At 51.8% G+C, this 13,438-nt stretch carries 12 protein-coding genes; 7 read left to right on the plus strand and 5 right to left on the minus strand.

Translation table 11 applies throughout. The features are described 5' to 3' along the window. Positions 1–39: 39 nt before the first annotated feature. Genes C4F51_RS14775 through C4F51_RS14785 form a run of 3 tightly spaced genes read right to left on the minus strand, consistent with a single transcriptional unit; the run spans position 40 to position 3,084 of the window. Positions 40–762, minus strand: coding sequence for a hypothetical protein (locus C4F51_RS14775; protein ID WP_193911083.1), 723 nt, complete (start codon positions 760–762; stop codon positions 40–42). Next, positions 762–1,682 (minus strand): hypothetical protein, encoded by a 921-nt coding sequence (locus tag C4F51_RS14780; RefSeq protein WP_193911086.1) that lies wholly within the window; start codon positions 1,680–1,682, stop codon positions 762–764. The genes C4F51_RS14775 and C4F51_RS14780 overlap by 1 nt, the downstream gene beginning before the upstream one ends. 16 nt (positions 1,683–1,698) lie before the next feature. Continuing rightward, entirely contained in the window at positions 1,699–3,084 is a 1,386-nt protein-coding gene (locus tag C4F51_RS14785; RefSeq protein ID WP_235992346.1) for a deoxyguanosinetriphosphate triphosphohydrolase, read from the minus strand. A gap of 103 nt (positions 3,085–3,187) precedes the next feature. On the opposite strand from C4F51_RS14785, the gene C4F51_RS14790 reads away from it, so the two are divergent. Then, a complete protein-coding gene (locus C4F51_RS14790) occupies positions 3,188–4,054 on the plus strand; it encodes a DMT family transporter (RefSeq protein ID WP_193911088.1) in 867 nt (288 codons plus the stop codon). 212 nt (positions 4,055–4,266) lie between these two features. Here the strand turns inward: C4F51_RS14790 and hisN are convergent, their stop codons facing one another. Continuing rightward, positions 4,267–5,058 (minus strand): histidinol-phosphatase, encoded by a 792-nt coding sequence (gene hisN / locus C4F51_RS14795; protein ID WP_193911091.1) that lies wholly within the window; start codon positions 5,056–5,058, stop codon positions 4,267–4,269. Positions 5,059–5,216: 158 nt separating this feature from the next. Between hisN and C4F51_RS14800 the strand changes: the two genes are divergently transcribed. The 6 genes from C4F51_RS14800 (at position 5,217) to C4F51_RS14825 (ending at position 12,160) form a co-directional block, all read left to right on the plus strand. Then, positions 5,217–5,861, plus strand: coding sequence for a TetR/AcrR family transcriptional regulator (locus C4F51_RS14800; RefSeq protein WP_193911093.1), 645 nt, complete (start codon positions 5,217–5,219; stop codon positions 5,859–5,861). Positions 5,862–6,162: 301 nt separating this feature from the next. Next, entirely contained in the window at positions 6,163–8,157 is a 1,995-nt protein-coding gene (locus tag C4F51_RS14805; protein ID WP_193911095.1) for a ligand-gated channel protein, read from the plus strand. A gap of 245 nt (positions 8,158–8,402) precedes the next feature. Then, on the plus strand, positions 8,403–9,365 hold the full coding sequence (locus C4F51_RS14810) for a siderophore ABC transporter substrate-binding protein (RefSeq protein ID WP_193911097.1): 963 nt from the start codon (positions 8,403–8,405) through the stop codon (positions 9,363–9,365). 80 nt (positions 9,366–9,445) lie between these two features. Next, positions 9,446–10,444, plus strand: a complete 999-nt coding sequence (locus C4F51_RS14815) for an ABC transporter permease (protein ID WP_193911099.1) — start codon at positions 9,446–9,448, stop codon at positions 10,442–10,444. Further along, a complete protein-coding gene (locus C4F51_RS14820) occupies positions 10,437–11,405 on the plus strand; it encodes an iron chelate uptake ABC transporter family permease subunit (protein WP_202987697.1) in 969 nt (322 codons plus the stop codon). Before C4F51_RS14815 ends, C4F51_RS14820 begins: the two co-directional genes overlap by 8 nt. After that, a complete protein-coding gene (locus tag C4F51_RS14825) occupies positions 11,402–12,160 on the plus strand; it encodes an iron ABC transporter ATP-binding protein (RefSeq protein ID WP_193911101.1) in 759 nt (252 codons plus the stop codon). Before C4F51_RS14820 ends, C4F51_RS14825 begins: the two co-directional genes overlap by 4 nt. Before the next feature lie 19 nt (positions 12,161–12,179). Here C4F51_RS14825 and C4F51_RS14830 read toward each other — a convergent pair whose 3' ends face one another. After that, complete coding sequence (locus C4F51_RS14830; protein ID WP_193911104.1) at positions 12,180–13,433, minus strand: DUF418 domain-containing protein; 1,254 nt, start codon at positions 13,431–13,433, stop codon at positions 12,180–12,182. Positions 13,434–13,438: the final 5 nt, after the last annotated feature.

Consider the following 13,438-nt stretch of genomic DNA (forward strand, 5'->3'; position numbering starts at 1 on the left):
GGCGGATACTATACCGGGTGCATGCGCTTAACAATAGCCTCAAAAACGACTGCCCAGGGCGACAAAAAATTGCGCTCCGGACAGGTCCACTTCACCGGCATCGCCAAAATCAAACTCTACTGCGGTGTGGCGAACCCCGGCGCCCAGAATAATGTCATGCGGTAACAACAGATCAACACCGGCACGCGCTGAGACGCCAAAGCGCCAGTCGTCATTGCCGTTACGGCGGTCAATAATAATGACCCCGCCACTGCCATTGTTATTAGCAACCGCATTGTTGCCTGAGCCACCTTTCATGTTTAAACGACCCCAGTAAAGACCCGGGCCAGCAGCAACATAGGCTCGCGCCCATGACACAGGCCGCACGCCAATAAAGGCACCCGCAGCTATTTCTGCACTGCGAAAGCGACTGTTGCTTTCCAGCCGCAGGTTGCCGCCGTCTTCACCACTGTAAAAATAAAGCGTTGGGCGGTGGTCATGCACATAACCCAGATTGATATCCAGACCGTATTCCAGCCCGCGTGAGGTGTCGCTGTGTTTATTGCCACGCAAGAGTTGCAACGAAAACCCCAGTTCGCGCACCCGTTCAATATCCGCCCGATAAGCACGCTGATCTTCGGTAAGGTACCAGGCGTTATCAATATCACCACTGCCATAACGCACATGGGCGTAACCGGACTGATCGGCAAACACATTCGCCTGGCTGCTCGCACTACCCAGACACAACAGGGCGCTGAATAACGCCAAAGCTGATTTTTTCATCATGGCTCCAAACGAAAATTGTCAAAATACAGCGTTACCGGCTGTGGCAAATTCATGGTGAAAATGCCCAGAGTTTGTATGCGGCTTAAATCCATATCGCGCTTTGTCGGGGCGTTCAATATATCGTCCAGCGCAAATTGATAGCTGTTCCAACCCGGCTCGGCTTGAAAGCGAACATTGTAACGATCGCCGTAAGCCTGGCCGGATTGCTGATGCCAAATGTCGTGCACCCGCAGTACCATTGTTAACGATTTTTCGCCCGGATTGAAAAGGTCAAAATGTAAACGCTTGTAACCCCGCCAGTCTGCCGGGAAATGCTCAAAATAAAACCCGGAATAACGCGCCGTATTGAGCTCTACTTTTAGTGCATGACCATTGGCGTTTTCTCGCCCGGGCACTGCCGCAATGCTGACATCACCCCGCCAATAATCCACCCCCACCGGCCGCTCAAAATTGGCCAGCACCGGAAACTCATTAAACGATTTCACTCGATCAACGGCCAGGTTAATGAACGGAACAAACAACACCGCCAGCGCGACCGCCGAAAGCACGCGATGCCAGCGCAACCACTGTGCCTGCGCTACCCCCCAGGCCAGCCCGAGCCACACACCGGTCATGTTTCTGGCAACATCTCCCCAACTGGCATTGCGGCCAGTCATGCCCTGGATCATTTCAATACTGCCACCCACTGCAAATGCCAGCGCGGCAACCAGAAACCAGCTGCGAGCGCTGACCAGTTTGTAACGCCATTGCACGGCATATACCACGCAGAAAAAAAACAGAATATGGCAGAGGTCCCACACTGCCAACAGCAGCGGCGAGCGCCAGCTGTGGGGCAAATGTACAAAAAACCACGGCACCACCAGCACCAGTAATAACAAAGATACCCACACCGGCTTGCGCAGCAACCAACTTGTCAAACCCTTAACTCCTGAATCAATAGCGCACTTCGCCCATGCCATTAAACTGCTTGGCAAGGTTGGTGGCATAGTTATCGGTCATACCGCTGATGTAATCAATCACCGCCATCAGTGCGAGATAATAATGATCACCCTCGCGCGCCTGCACTTGCGGATGAAAATGGCTTTCGCCCAGTAACGATAAAATACGGCTGTCTTTATAGGTAACTTGCTGCTCATCACCGAGCGATGCGTAAACCGCCGCACACATCGCGTTCAACAAGGTGGCAATAGTGGCGTAAGCACCAATTTCCAGCTCAATACGTTTGGGATGGTTGAATATTTTTTGTTTGGCGAGATCTTTGGCAGCTTGCACGGCGTTCATTACCCGCTCATCACACAGCGAGATCAAATCGTGCTCCACCTTTCCGGTAAGAAAATCCTGTTGATGATTAATAAACGCACGGGTACCCGCCGAGATAAACGCGTCAATAATAGTACCGCGCAATAACGCCGGTTTGCGGCTGTCGTTAACGCGGGATAAAGCGCGTTCCAGTTCGTGCTGCTGGTTTTTATCGGCAATGACCGGGCGCAAAATTTCATAAATTTCGCCCCACTGCAGAATGCCCATTTCCAGACCATCTTCCAGGTCAATAATGCCGTAACAAAAGTCATCGGCGGCTTCCATCAAATACACCAACGGATGTCGGCAATACCAGTTTTCTCCGCGTGCAATCAAACCGGTTTTACCCGCGACTTCGTGAAAATAATCGAGTTCTGACTGAAAAATGCCGTACTTGTTACGCTTGGGGCGTTCGCCGCGTTGCGTCGGCGCGGCACACCAGGGATATTTTATGGAAGCCGCCAATGTGGCGTAGGTAAGACGCATACCTTCCTGATGCTGATGGTATTCCGACGAGGTAAGCACCCGCAGCCCTTGCGCATTGCCTTCAAAAAACAACACGTCCATTTGTTGTTCGGGCGTTAATTTTTCAAGATACTCCGCGCCCTCTTTTTGAAACCAGTTGCGAATGGCCTCTTCACCGGTATGACCAAAAGGCGGGTTGCCAATGTCATGGGCAAGGCAAGATGCCTGCACAATATCGCCAATATCTGTGGGCAAAATGGCCTCTGGCAAATCACCGGCTTTTTTCAACGCCGCCCCGACGCGAATTCCCAATGTTCGCCCCACACACGCCACTTCCAGGCTGTGGGTCATACGGTTGTGAATATGATCATTGGAGGCGAGCGGGTGCACCTGGGTTTTACGGGCCAGGCGCCGAAAGGCACCGGAAAAAATTATCTTGTCGTGATCCGACAAAAACGGCGAACGCCCCTCTTCTTCTTTTACCGCCCTGCCGCCAAGCCGCTCGGCACACAACAGCTGATTCCACTGCATCGACATAAACAAAGCATCCATCATTCGTTAAGTTGCTCCGATGGTATCATTTGCACCCGGCGGTGTACCCGAACCCGGCCCAACTTTTTACAGGACTTTCTTCCAAGACTTTCTTCCAGGACTTCTCATGCTTTACATCCTTATCAGCGCCATTGCCAGCGTGAGTGTGGCCATACTGCTCAAACAGGCGCGCCACCGTGGCATGGACGCCGCCCAACTGATCACCTGGAACTACCTCGCGGCCCTGACACTGTGTGCGGTTATTTTCCGACCGGCAACCGAATGGGCGACTGACCACACCTTGCCCTGGTTCTCGCTGCTGGCGTTATCGGTAGTGCTGCCGGGCATTTTTCTGGCGCTATCCCGTTCGCTGCACGTCGCCGGTCTGGTAAAAACCGAAGTCGCGCAACGCCTGTCATTGCTGCTCTCGCTCTCGGCCGCATTCATCTGGTTTGGTGAAACGATTACGCCCTTGAAAATGGCCGGCCTCGCGGTCGGGTTATTAGCCATTCTCGGGCTGATTACCGGTCGGGCAACCAATAACAATGGCAGCGGCCAGCGCGTCTGGCCCTGGTTACTGCTGGTGTGGATGGGTTATGCACTGGTGGACGTACTGCTAAAAAATATCGCCGCCGCTGGCGTGCCCTTCAGCCTCTCACTGCTGATCACATTTTCTATCGCCTTTACCGGCATGATGGCCTGGCAACTGGTGCGCCATTTTCAAGGCAGCCAAAAGCTCACGGTTAAACACATTGCGGTCGGGCTGGTGATGGGATCACTGAATTTTGCCAATATCGCCTTCTATGTACTGGCACACCAAAGCCTCGCCAGCCAACCGGCGATTGTGTTTGCGATGATGAATATTCTGGTTGTGGTGCTGGGCACGTTAGCGGGGGTCGCAATTTTCAAGGAAAAACTGGGCAAACAGCATTGGATTGCTATTGGTGCGGCGTTGGTGGCGATTGGCTTGTTGGCGTTAAGTCGGCATTTGTGAAATGAAAAATGCTGCTCGACAGCCGCTCAACTAACGAACGGCACGATGCGAGTTTGTCATTGCTACCTGTGTTTCAAAACCGTCGAGTCAGGGATGACTCGTCGGTGCCACATGGATGTGTTCATGCGCTTTTGGAACACAGGTAGTAATGACAAACGGACGGACATGGCACCGCAATGCACAAGGGGCTGTCCGCTGTGTCAAATGTGCAGTTAAATAAACTCAGCCAATCGCTTCTGCAATTGCTCGTGCAAAACCGCATCGCCACACGCCAGCACCGTACCGCCCTGCTGTGGATCGCTACCATCCCACGCGGTAATCACCCCACCGGCACCTTTAATAATCGGAATCAACGCCTGCACATCATAGGTCTTCAAACCCGACTCAATAACCGCATCCACCAACCCCATCGCCAACATGCAATAGGCATAACAATCACCGCCAAAACGCACCAACTGGGCATCCGCCGCCACCGCAAAAAAGCCCTCTCGCTGGCGCTCGTTATCAAACATATCCGGCGTTGTACACATCACCCGGGCACTGCCGATATCCGAACAAGCGCGGGTTTTTAACGGCTGGCCATTACACCAGGCTCCGGCTGGCGTACCGAGAAAACGCTCGCCGGTAAACGGCTGGTTCATCACCCCGATCACCGGCTGCTCGCCATCATTCAACGCAATCAACGTACCCCACAACGGCAAGCCGGTAATAAACGCGCGGGTGCCATCAATCGGGTCCAACACCCAGGTCAGGTTGCTGGTGCCCTGGCGGGCGGCATCTTCTTCACCCACAATACCGTGCTCCGGGTAACGCGAAATAATCAACGTCCGCATCGCCTGCTCGGCCGCCTTGTCAGCCACAGTTACCGGATCAAATAAACGCCCGCCCTTATCTTCTACCGCCAACTTCGAACGGAAATAAGGTTTTATCGCCGCCGCCGCCGCTTCGGCGAGTTCTTCAGCAAAGGGTTGCAAGCTGGCAATCTGTTCAAGAGTCAACGACATATCAATACATCCACAAAAAATAGAGCCCGAGGAAAATACCTGACCGATGCCGAAAACCGGCCTGTTTGTCGGTGGGCATTTGCCTCTGGCAGGGTTAGGCGGTTAGAGTAGTTGGCCTTATTATTCCATAATTGATTTTTTTCTTACGGGTTATTCACATGCTTTCTCACCTGTCGCAGCTGACAGTGGCTCAGCCGGAAACTCCGGCAGCCTTGCGCCTGCAACATGCCGCGCTGCTGCGTTTTGAAAAACAGGGTTTTGACGCAACCTCGCTGGCTGAAATTGCCGCCGATGCCGGTATTAAAAAGCCGTCCATTTACGCGCACTTCAAAAGCAAAGACGCCTTGTTCCTGAGCCTGGTAGCGCCAGCTATTGCCCAGCAACTGGACTATGCCCGCGAGAAATTGACCAGTGGTGATGACCTGCGCGCGTCCTTGCAGCACTACATGGAAGACATTCGCGTACGCTACGAAACCTCACCGCAAATGCGCTTTTGGCTGCGCACTTTTTTTCTGCCGCCAGCAGAACTCTATGACATTATCATTGAAGCCTTACACGTCTATATGGCAGAAATGGAAACTATTATTCGCCAGGCTTTTGCCGGTTCATCACTGCTCAACCCCGAGCACGGTTTAAACGCTGACGCGCTCGCCTCTGCCTACCTTGGCATTCTCGACAGCATTCAGGCCGAGTTACTGTACGGCGGCGCGTTAAAATTCGAGCGCCGCTGCGCCTCGCTCTGGAAGGTGTTTGACCTCGCCTTGAAGACCTGCAACCACCCGCAGCAGGACAGCAAATCCTGAATTTTTCCGCCCCCGTGTCGCCTCTTGTTTCATTTACTATCTCATTGAAAAGCCGATAATTTTTCCTTTATGGGGATTTTTTCGAGCCAGACTCACGCCCAATAACGAGTGATAATCTGTTGCATTTGCACTTGAATCGCTTTAACCTCTGCCGCCAATTGCGATGAAGCGGCCTATACCCGGCACCGCCATCCTCTGAAAAGCCTGCAGAAAGACGGAACTCACCCGCTGCCTGACAGTGCTTTTTTTTGAACCCGCCTTAACTAACGAACGATAGGTTTTGACGTACAGGATACCGCTCATGATGACCATCTCCCCCGCCACCCTGATTAAACCCCTCGCGTTACTGATCGCCGGCCTCACTGCCGGTAACGCCTTGGCACAAACCGGCCAGCCTGCCGATGCACTGAAAACGGTAGTGGTGACAGCTTCCGGTTTCGAGCAGGAAATCAAAGATGCACCGGCCTCCATCAGCGTGATTGGTAAAGAAGATCTCGACAACAAGTTCTACCGCAACGTGATTGATGCACTGCAGGATGCACCCGGGGTGATCGTTACCGGCGGTGGCGATTCCCAGGACATCAGCCTGCGTGGCATGGGCAGCCAGTACACCCTGATGCTGGTCGACGGCAAGCGCCAATCTTCACGTGAGACCCGCACCAACAGTGACAGCGGCGGTGTAGAAGGCGGCTGGACACCACCCATTGCGGCTATTGAGCGTATTGAAATTGTGCGCGGCCCCATGTCGTCCCTGTATGGTTCGGATGCCATTGGTGGCGTAATCAATATCATCACCCGTAAGGTGCCGAAAGATTGGGGCGGTGAAGTACGCCTCGACTCCACGCTGCAAGAGCGCAGCGAATCCGGCAATATTTATCAGGGCAATTTTTACCTCGGTGGCCCGATTAAAACCGACACACTCGGGGTACAAATTTATGGCCAGTACAGCGAGCGTGAAGAAGATGAAATTTTCAGCGGTTATCGCGAACGCAAAAGCAATAACGTCACCGCCAAACTCGCTTATACCCCCAACGAAAACCACGATATTGAATTCGAAGCCGGTACATCCCGTCAGCGGGTTTACAGTACCCTGGGCAAAACCGTAGCGCCGCTGGCCGCTGGCGAAGCCTGCGGACGCAATGGCTGCCCGGCGTCTTCTTTTACCGACTACCAGAACACCAAATGGCAGTTGTCGCACACCGGCCGCTTCACAGAAAGCATTTCCGACTCTTACATTAAATACGAAGAGTTCGACAACCTTGCGCGGCAAATGAAAATTCGCAACACCGATGCACAAAGCAATTTCACTACCGTGTACGCCGACGTGCACACAGTCACCACCGGTGTTGCCTATAACTACCAGGACCTTAGCGACCAAACCGGCAACCAGCTGGCTACCGGCATCACCGATATTGATCGTTACCAATGGTCGGTTTTTGCCGAAGACGAATGGCAATTGCTGGATAGCTTCGCTTTGACCGGCGGCCTGCGTTACGACAAGGATGAAAATTACGGTGACCATTTCAGCCCGCGTATTTACGGTGTCTGGCATGTGGCTGAGGCATGGACATTAAAAGGCGGTGTATCCACCGGCTTCCGCGCACCCGATTTACGCCAGACGGTTCCCGGCTGGGGGCAGGTAAGTCGCGGCGGTAATATGTATGGCAATCCGAATCTGGAAGCTGAAAAATCAATCAGCAATGAAATCGGTATTCACTACGGTAGTGAAGGCGGTTTGAATGCCAGCTTCACCGTTTTCTACAACGACTTCGACGATAAAATTACCCGCGTTGCTTGTCCGGAAACACAGTGTACCGAAGGCCCCAACCAATTCGGCTCAAACCCCACTACTTATGTCAACGTCGATAAGGCCATTACTCAGGGTGTTGAAGCCACTATCAAATTGCCGCTGACTGCAACCTTGTCATTAAAAGGTAATTACACCTACACCGACTCTGAACAAAAAAGTGGCCCCAACCAGGGCCAGCCGTTAAACCAGCTGCCCGAACATTTGCTGCACGCCACGCTGGATTGGAAACCGAGTGACGCACTCAGTGCCTGGGCGCGCGTGAATTATCGCGGCAAGGAAAGCCAGCCGATCACCGCCGCGTCTGCCAGTACTACGCGTGCACCGTCTTATACCTTTGTGGATACCGGAGCGACCTGGCATTTTGACAAGAGCCTGTCTTTCTCTGCGGGTATTTACAACCTGCTCGACAAGGAATTGGATATTGATGAGTACGGTTATATAGAAGATGGCCGTCGTTACTGGCTGGGTGCGACCTACACATTCTGATAACCGTTACTGCCACAGCGGCACAAAGCGAGTTTGGCGTCGGGATATTTTTTCCAAAACCGCCGAGTCATAGACGACCGCCATGGATGGCGGAAGTTAGAGCAATGCAGGAGCAATTGCCGCCGACTCGTCTGAGCTACAGGGAAGTATTTATGCGTTTTTGGAAAAAATATCCCGATGACAAACGGACAGGGAATGTTATTAAAAAATTGTATCTGTTCGCCTTTCGAAACCGAGGATTTTTTATGAACCAGACTGCTCGATCGTTTCGCTCCACATTGCCCCGCTTTCGCCAATCCTTATTGGTACTGCTCTCCCTGAGCACACTGTCTTTTGCCAGCCATGCAGAAACCATTAGCGTGCAACACGCACAGGGCACGGCACAAGTACCGATAAAACCCGCAAAAGTCGTGGTGTTTGATCTGGCAACACTCGACACGTTGCGCACACTCAACATTGCCGATGTCGTCATCGGCGTACCGGAAACGCCCTACCCGAAACACCTGAGCCATTTCCAGGAAGCCAGCTACACCCGCGTCGGCTCATTGTTTGAACCGAATTACGAAGTGGTCAACCAGTTAAAACCGGAACTGGTTATTGTGGGTGGACGCTCCGGCCCCAAACAACCGGACCTTGCCAAACTGGCGCCAACCATTGACCTGACCGTCAATCAGGAAAACCCGGTTAGCAACGTGGACAGTAACGTGCGCTTGCTCGGTAAAATTTTTGATAAAGAAGCAGCGGCAGAAGCCGAGTTGAAAAAAATGCACGATGCCATTGCAGCATTAAAACAAAAAGCCTCCGGCGCAGGCACCGGCCTGATTGTGCTCACCACCGGCGGCAAGATGAGTGCCTACGGCCCCGGCTCACGCTTTGGCATCATTCACGATGTGTTCGGTTTCAAACCGGCGGTTACCGATTTGAAAGAATCCAACCACGGCCAGGCCATTTCTTTCGAGTTTATTTTGAAAACCAACCCGGACTGGATATTTGTGGTAGACCGCGATGTCGCTATCGGTTCTGAAGGTCAGTCGGCCGCGAAGCTGCTCGACAACGCGCTGGTGCGCAAAACCAATGCGTGGAAAAAGCAGCAGGTGGTTTATCTCGATTCTTTCAACTGGTACCTGCTGGCCAGCGCCGGATTAACGGCAATGCAGGAAAACATTCAGCAATTGTCTGATGCGGTCAGCGCCCACCAGCACCATTGATATTGATGATATTCCGTTGAATACACACGGCGGTTTGCACATGACGGGCAAACCGCCGTTGGTCATTAATGATGAAGCCCATGTTAATACACCCCGGTAGCAACCCGCTCACCAGCTCGTATCGCTTACTGTTACTACCCACTATTTTTCTGCTGGCGCTATCGCTGATCAGTATCAGCATCGGCGTGGGTGATTTTTCTTTTTCTCACCTGTGGGCCGATAACGACGATGCCGACGTGTGGCAACTGCTGGTAATCAGCCGCCTGCCGCGCACCCTCGCCCTGATTTTATCGGGTATGACATTGGCCGTTGCCGGGTTGATTATGCAAATGCTGGTGCGCAACCGCTTTGTAGAACCCTCTACCGCAGGCACCATTGAATCGGCCACGCTGGGTATTTTACTGGTCACGCTGATTGCCCCCGATACGCCGGTGTTTATTAAAATGCTGGTGGCCGGTGCATTTTCCATGATGGGCACGCTGGTATTTATGGCGTTGTTGTCGCGGGTGCCGCTGCGTTCGCCGTATCTGGTACCGCTTATTGGCCTGGTACTCGGCGGTGTGGTGCTGGCCTGTACCACCTTTGTCGCTTACCGTTTTGATCTGGTGCAATCACTGCATGCGTGGACCATCGGTGATTTTTCCGGTGTATTGCAAGGCCGCTATGAATTGTTGTGGATAGGTTTATTACTGGCGCTGCTGGCCTGTTTTGCGGCGGATCGTTTTACCGTTGCCGGCATGGGCGAAGCCTTTACCACCAACCTGGGGTTGAATCACCGGGCGCTGACATTGTTCGGGCTGCTGGTGGTATCCGGCATCTCTGCCACGGTGGTGATCACCTCCGGCAATATTCCTTTTCTCGGTTTGATTGTGCCCAACATTGTCAGCTTGCTGTTCGGCGATAATATGCGGCAGTCCATCCCGTGGGTTGCGCTGCTGGGCGGAACCTTTGTACTGCTGTGCGATATCATCGGTCGCCTTATTTATTACCCTTACGAAATTCCTATCGGTACAGTCGTTGGTGTGATTGGCAGTATTCTTTTTCTGACGATATTGTTTGGCAGACGCAACCGTGCTTAAAAATATACTGCATACTCGCCCATCATTCGTGCTGTTATTGCTTTCAGTAACAGCGGTAATTTGCATCATTTTATTTATGACGCTCGGCGTAAAAGGCCAATGGGATTTTGCGTTGCCGCTACGCGCAGGCAAAATCGCCGCCTTGATACTGGTGGCTTTTTGTATTGGCATTTCGGCAGTAGTGTTTCAAACCATCAGCCACAATCGCATTCTTACGCCGGGCATTATGGGATTTGATGCACTCTATATACTGATAGAAACACTGGCGTTATTTGTATTCGGGTTAAATATTTCCGGGCACATCGCCACCAGCGGCATGTTTGTGCTTGAAGTTGCGGTGATGACCGGCTTCGCCTGCCTGTTATTTTACAGTTTGTTTTCCGGCGGTGTTCGCAGCCTGCATTTAATTCTGCTGGCCGGCATTGTGTTCGGGCTGATGTTCCGCAGCTTGTCGGCGTTTATGATCCGCATCATTGACCCCAACGAATTTGTCATTTTGCAAGATCGCTTGTTCGCCAGCTTCAATCAAGTCAATACCAGCCTGCTGGTCATTTCCATTGTTACCGTTGCCCTCACCAGCATGATTGGCTGGCGCCTGCGGCATCAATACGATGTGCTCTCGCTGGGGCGCGATATCGCCGTTAATCTGGGTGTGCCTTATAAACGGACGCTCATGCTGACGCTGGTATTAATTTCGGTATTTGTGTCGGTATCTACCGCGCTGGTTGGCCCGGTACTTTTTCTCGGTTTGCTGGTGAGTAATCTTGCCTACACGCTAACCGGCTCTGACAAACACCGCTATACCTTACCGGCAGCTGTTTTATTGGGCGTGGTGTTTCTGGTGGGCGGGCAAACACTGCTGGAACGGGTTTTTGAATTGACTACGCCGCTCAGCGTGGCAATCGAATTTATCGGCGGCTTGTTGTTTATTTATCTGGTAACTCGCAAGGGGCGCGTATGATCAAGGTCTCGTCAGTATCCAAACATTACGGTGATACTACGGTAGTTAATGATGTGAGCCTGGAAATTCCCGCCAAAGGCGTTACCGCTATTATTGGTCCTAACGGCGCTGGAAAATCCACGCTGCTTTCCATGATCAGCCGCCTGTTGCCGATGAGCCAGGGGCAAATCACCGTAGACAGCCTGGATGTGGTCACTACCGACAGCAAACAACTGGCAAAACGTCTCGCCATTTTGCGCCAGGACAATCACCTGCCGCTGCGATTAACCGTGCGCGACCTGGTTGCCTTTGGCCGTTTCCCGCACTCCGGCGGCCGCCTCACCACGCAAGACAAACCCATTATTGAGCAAGCAATTGCCTATTTGAATCTGCAAAACCTCGCCGACCGTTTTCTGGATGAATTATCCGGTGGCCAGCGCCAGCGCGCCTTTGTTGCCATGGTGCTCTGCCAGGACACCGACTACGTTTTACTCGACGAGCCGCTTAACAACCTCGACATGCGCCATGCCGTAGACATGATGAAAACCTTGCGCCGAGCTGCCGATGAACTCGGCAAAACCGTGGTACTGGTACTGCACGACATCAACTTTGCCTCCTGCTACGCGGATCAAATCATCGCCATGAAAAACGGCCACCTCGCTTTGCAAGGCAGCCCGGAAACCGTGATTACCGAAGAAAATCTACGGGATATTTATGAGTTGGATATTCAGGTCAATGAAATTGATGGGCAGAGGATTTGTGTTTATTACCGATAACGCCCTCAAATAGCTTCCCTTATTTTTGTTGCTTTTTGGCAAATGACTGGAATGACAGGTAGGTGCCTGAGCGCCACAACCACTCCAGGGGGCCGTACAAATAATATTTAAGCCATACATAACTAAACGCCCCTTGAACCACATAAATAAATAACCCAAGAATGACCAGAGCGAAATTCCCCCATGACGCAAAGGTAAAACCAAATGCCCATGGAGCAAACAAAATGCTACCGATGACACCTTGCATAATATAGTTGGTCAACGCGGCTCGACCATAAGGAGATAATACGTCCAGGTAGCGACCAAACCGTTGAGAATAATAAAGTGCGAGGAACCCGCTCACCAACGCACCTGACCAGGTTACCAAACTGAGGTCATTGAGCGTCTGGGAAAAAACAACGGCCCAAGACAGATGCACACCATTCGCCCTGAAAAATACACGAGTGTCTTGCTCAGGCATCAACATTTGTAATATACCAATGGCGATTGTGACAGCGGTAAAGCCCGTAAATAGCCGTAATAATCGAGGCTTGTGCAGTTGAGCACTTTCCAGAAAACGGCTTCGGCCTACTAACAGCCCTAATATAAACAAAGCAAAAGTCACATAGCCTCTTCCTATAAAGCCAAATTGATAATTAATCTTGCCTTCGAGACGTTCCGCATAGTTATATTTCGCCGAGTTGATAAAAGAAGGGTTAGCGATATGTTCGGGCTGGCCCATGCCGGTCTGTTGTTCAGTATTGACTACTTGCTCCGATAAACCGAGCTCAGCCACCACCTGTTGATTATGAAAGTGAACCTGAATAACACGCGGCGCCCCCAGCATTAGCACAACAAATAGAACCAGCAATACCCCTGTTTTTACCCGATACAGCATTAACAACAGCAGGCCAAAAAGAGCATAAACGGAGATAATTTCAACGTTATAAAACGAATGGCACAATAATCCGAATAGCATCAATAAAACCATTCGCCATACAAAGCGGCCTCGAAAGTCGATCCCCTTTTTCGCAGCTTTATCAATTTGTATGAATAAGCTCATACCAAACAAAAAAGCGAAAATATTGACAAAGCGCCCCATCACTATATTGCTGCCTACCCACTGCATTCCAGCATCCAATGCCGGAAAATGAAGTATTGTTCCGGTAGCCGGGACAAATCCATAACCAAAGCTTTGCAGCATATGCATCACAATGATACCAAGCAAGGCAAACCCGCGCAGTGCATCCAGGGCAGTAATACGTTTCAGCGGGGAAGATAATGAGGATGACATAATTG

This window comes from Cellvibrio polysaccharolyticus (assembly GCF_015182315.1).
GTDB classification, from domain to species: domain Bacteria; phylum Pseudomonadota; class Gammaproteobacteria; order Pseudomonadales; family Cellvibrionaceae; genus Cellvibrio; species Cellvibrio polysaccharolyticus.

Excerpts from the sequence above, each read along its gene's own strand:
- C4F51_RS14775 (WP_193911083.1), bottom strand. The coding sequence starts at position 762 with ATGAAAAAATCAGCTTTGGCGTTATTCAGCGCCCTGTTGTGTCTGGGT.
- C4F51_RS14785 (WP_235992346.1), bottom strand. The coding sequence starts at position 3,084 with ATGATGGATGCTTTGTTTATGTCGATGCAGTGGAATCAGCTGTTGTGT.
- C4F51_RS14790 (WP_193911088.1), top strand. The coding sequence starts at position 3,188 with ATGCTTTACATCCTTATCAGCGCCATTGCCAGCGTGAGTGTGGCCATA.
- hisN (WP_193911091.1), bottom strand. The coding sequence starts at position 5,058 with ATGTCGTTGACTCTTGAACAGATTGCCAGCTTGCAACCCTTTGCTGAA.
- C4F51_RS14800 (WP_193911093.1), top strand. The coding sequence starts at position 5,217 with ATGCTTTCTCACCTGTCGCAGCTGACAGTGGCTCAGCCGGAAACTCCG.
- C4F51_RS14805 (WP_193911095.1), top strand. The coding sequence starts at position 6,163 with ATGATGACCATCTCCCCCGCCACCCTGATTAAACCCCTCGCGTTACTG.
- C4F51_RS14810 (WP_193911097.1), top strand. The coding sequence starts at position 8,403 with ATGAACCAGACTGCTCGATCGTTTCGCTCCACATTGCCCCGCTTTCGC.
- C4F51_RS14815 (WP_193911099.1), top strand. The coding sequence starts at position 9,446 with ATGTTAATACACCCCGGTAGCAACCCGCTCACCAGCTCGTATCGCTTA.
- C4F51_RS14825 (WP_193911101.1), top strand. The coding sequence starts at position 11,402 with ATGATCAAGGTCTCGTCAGTATCCAAACATTACGGTGATACTACGGTA.
- C4F51_RS14830 (WP_193911104.1), bottom strand. The coding sequence starts at position 13,433 with ATGTCATCCTCATTATCTTCCCCGCTGAAACGTATTACTGCCCTGGAT.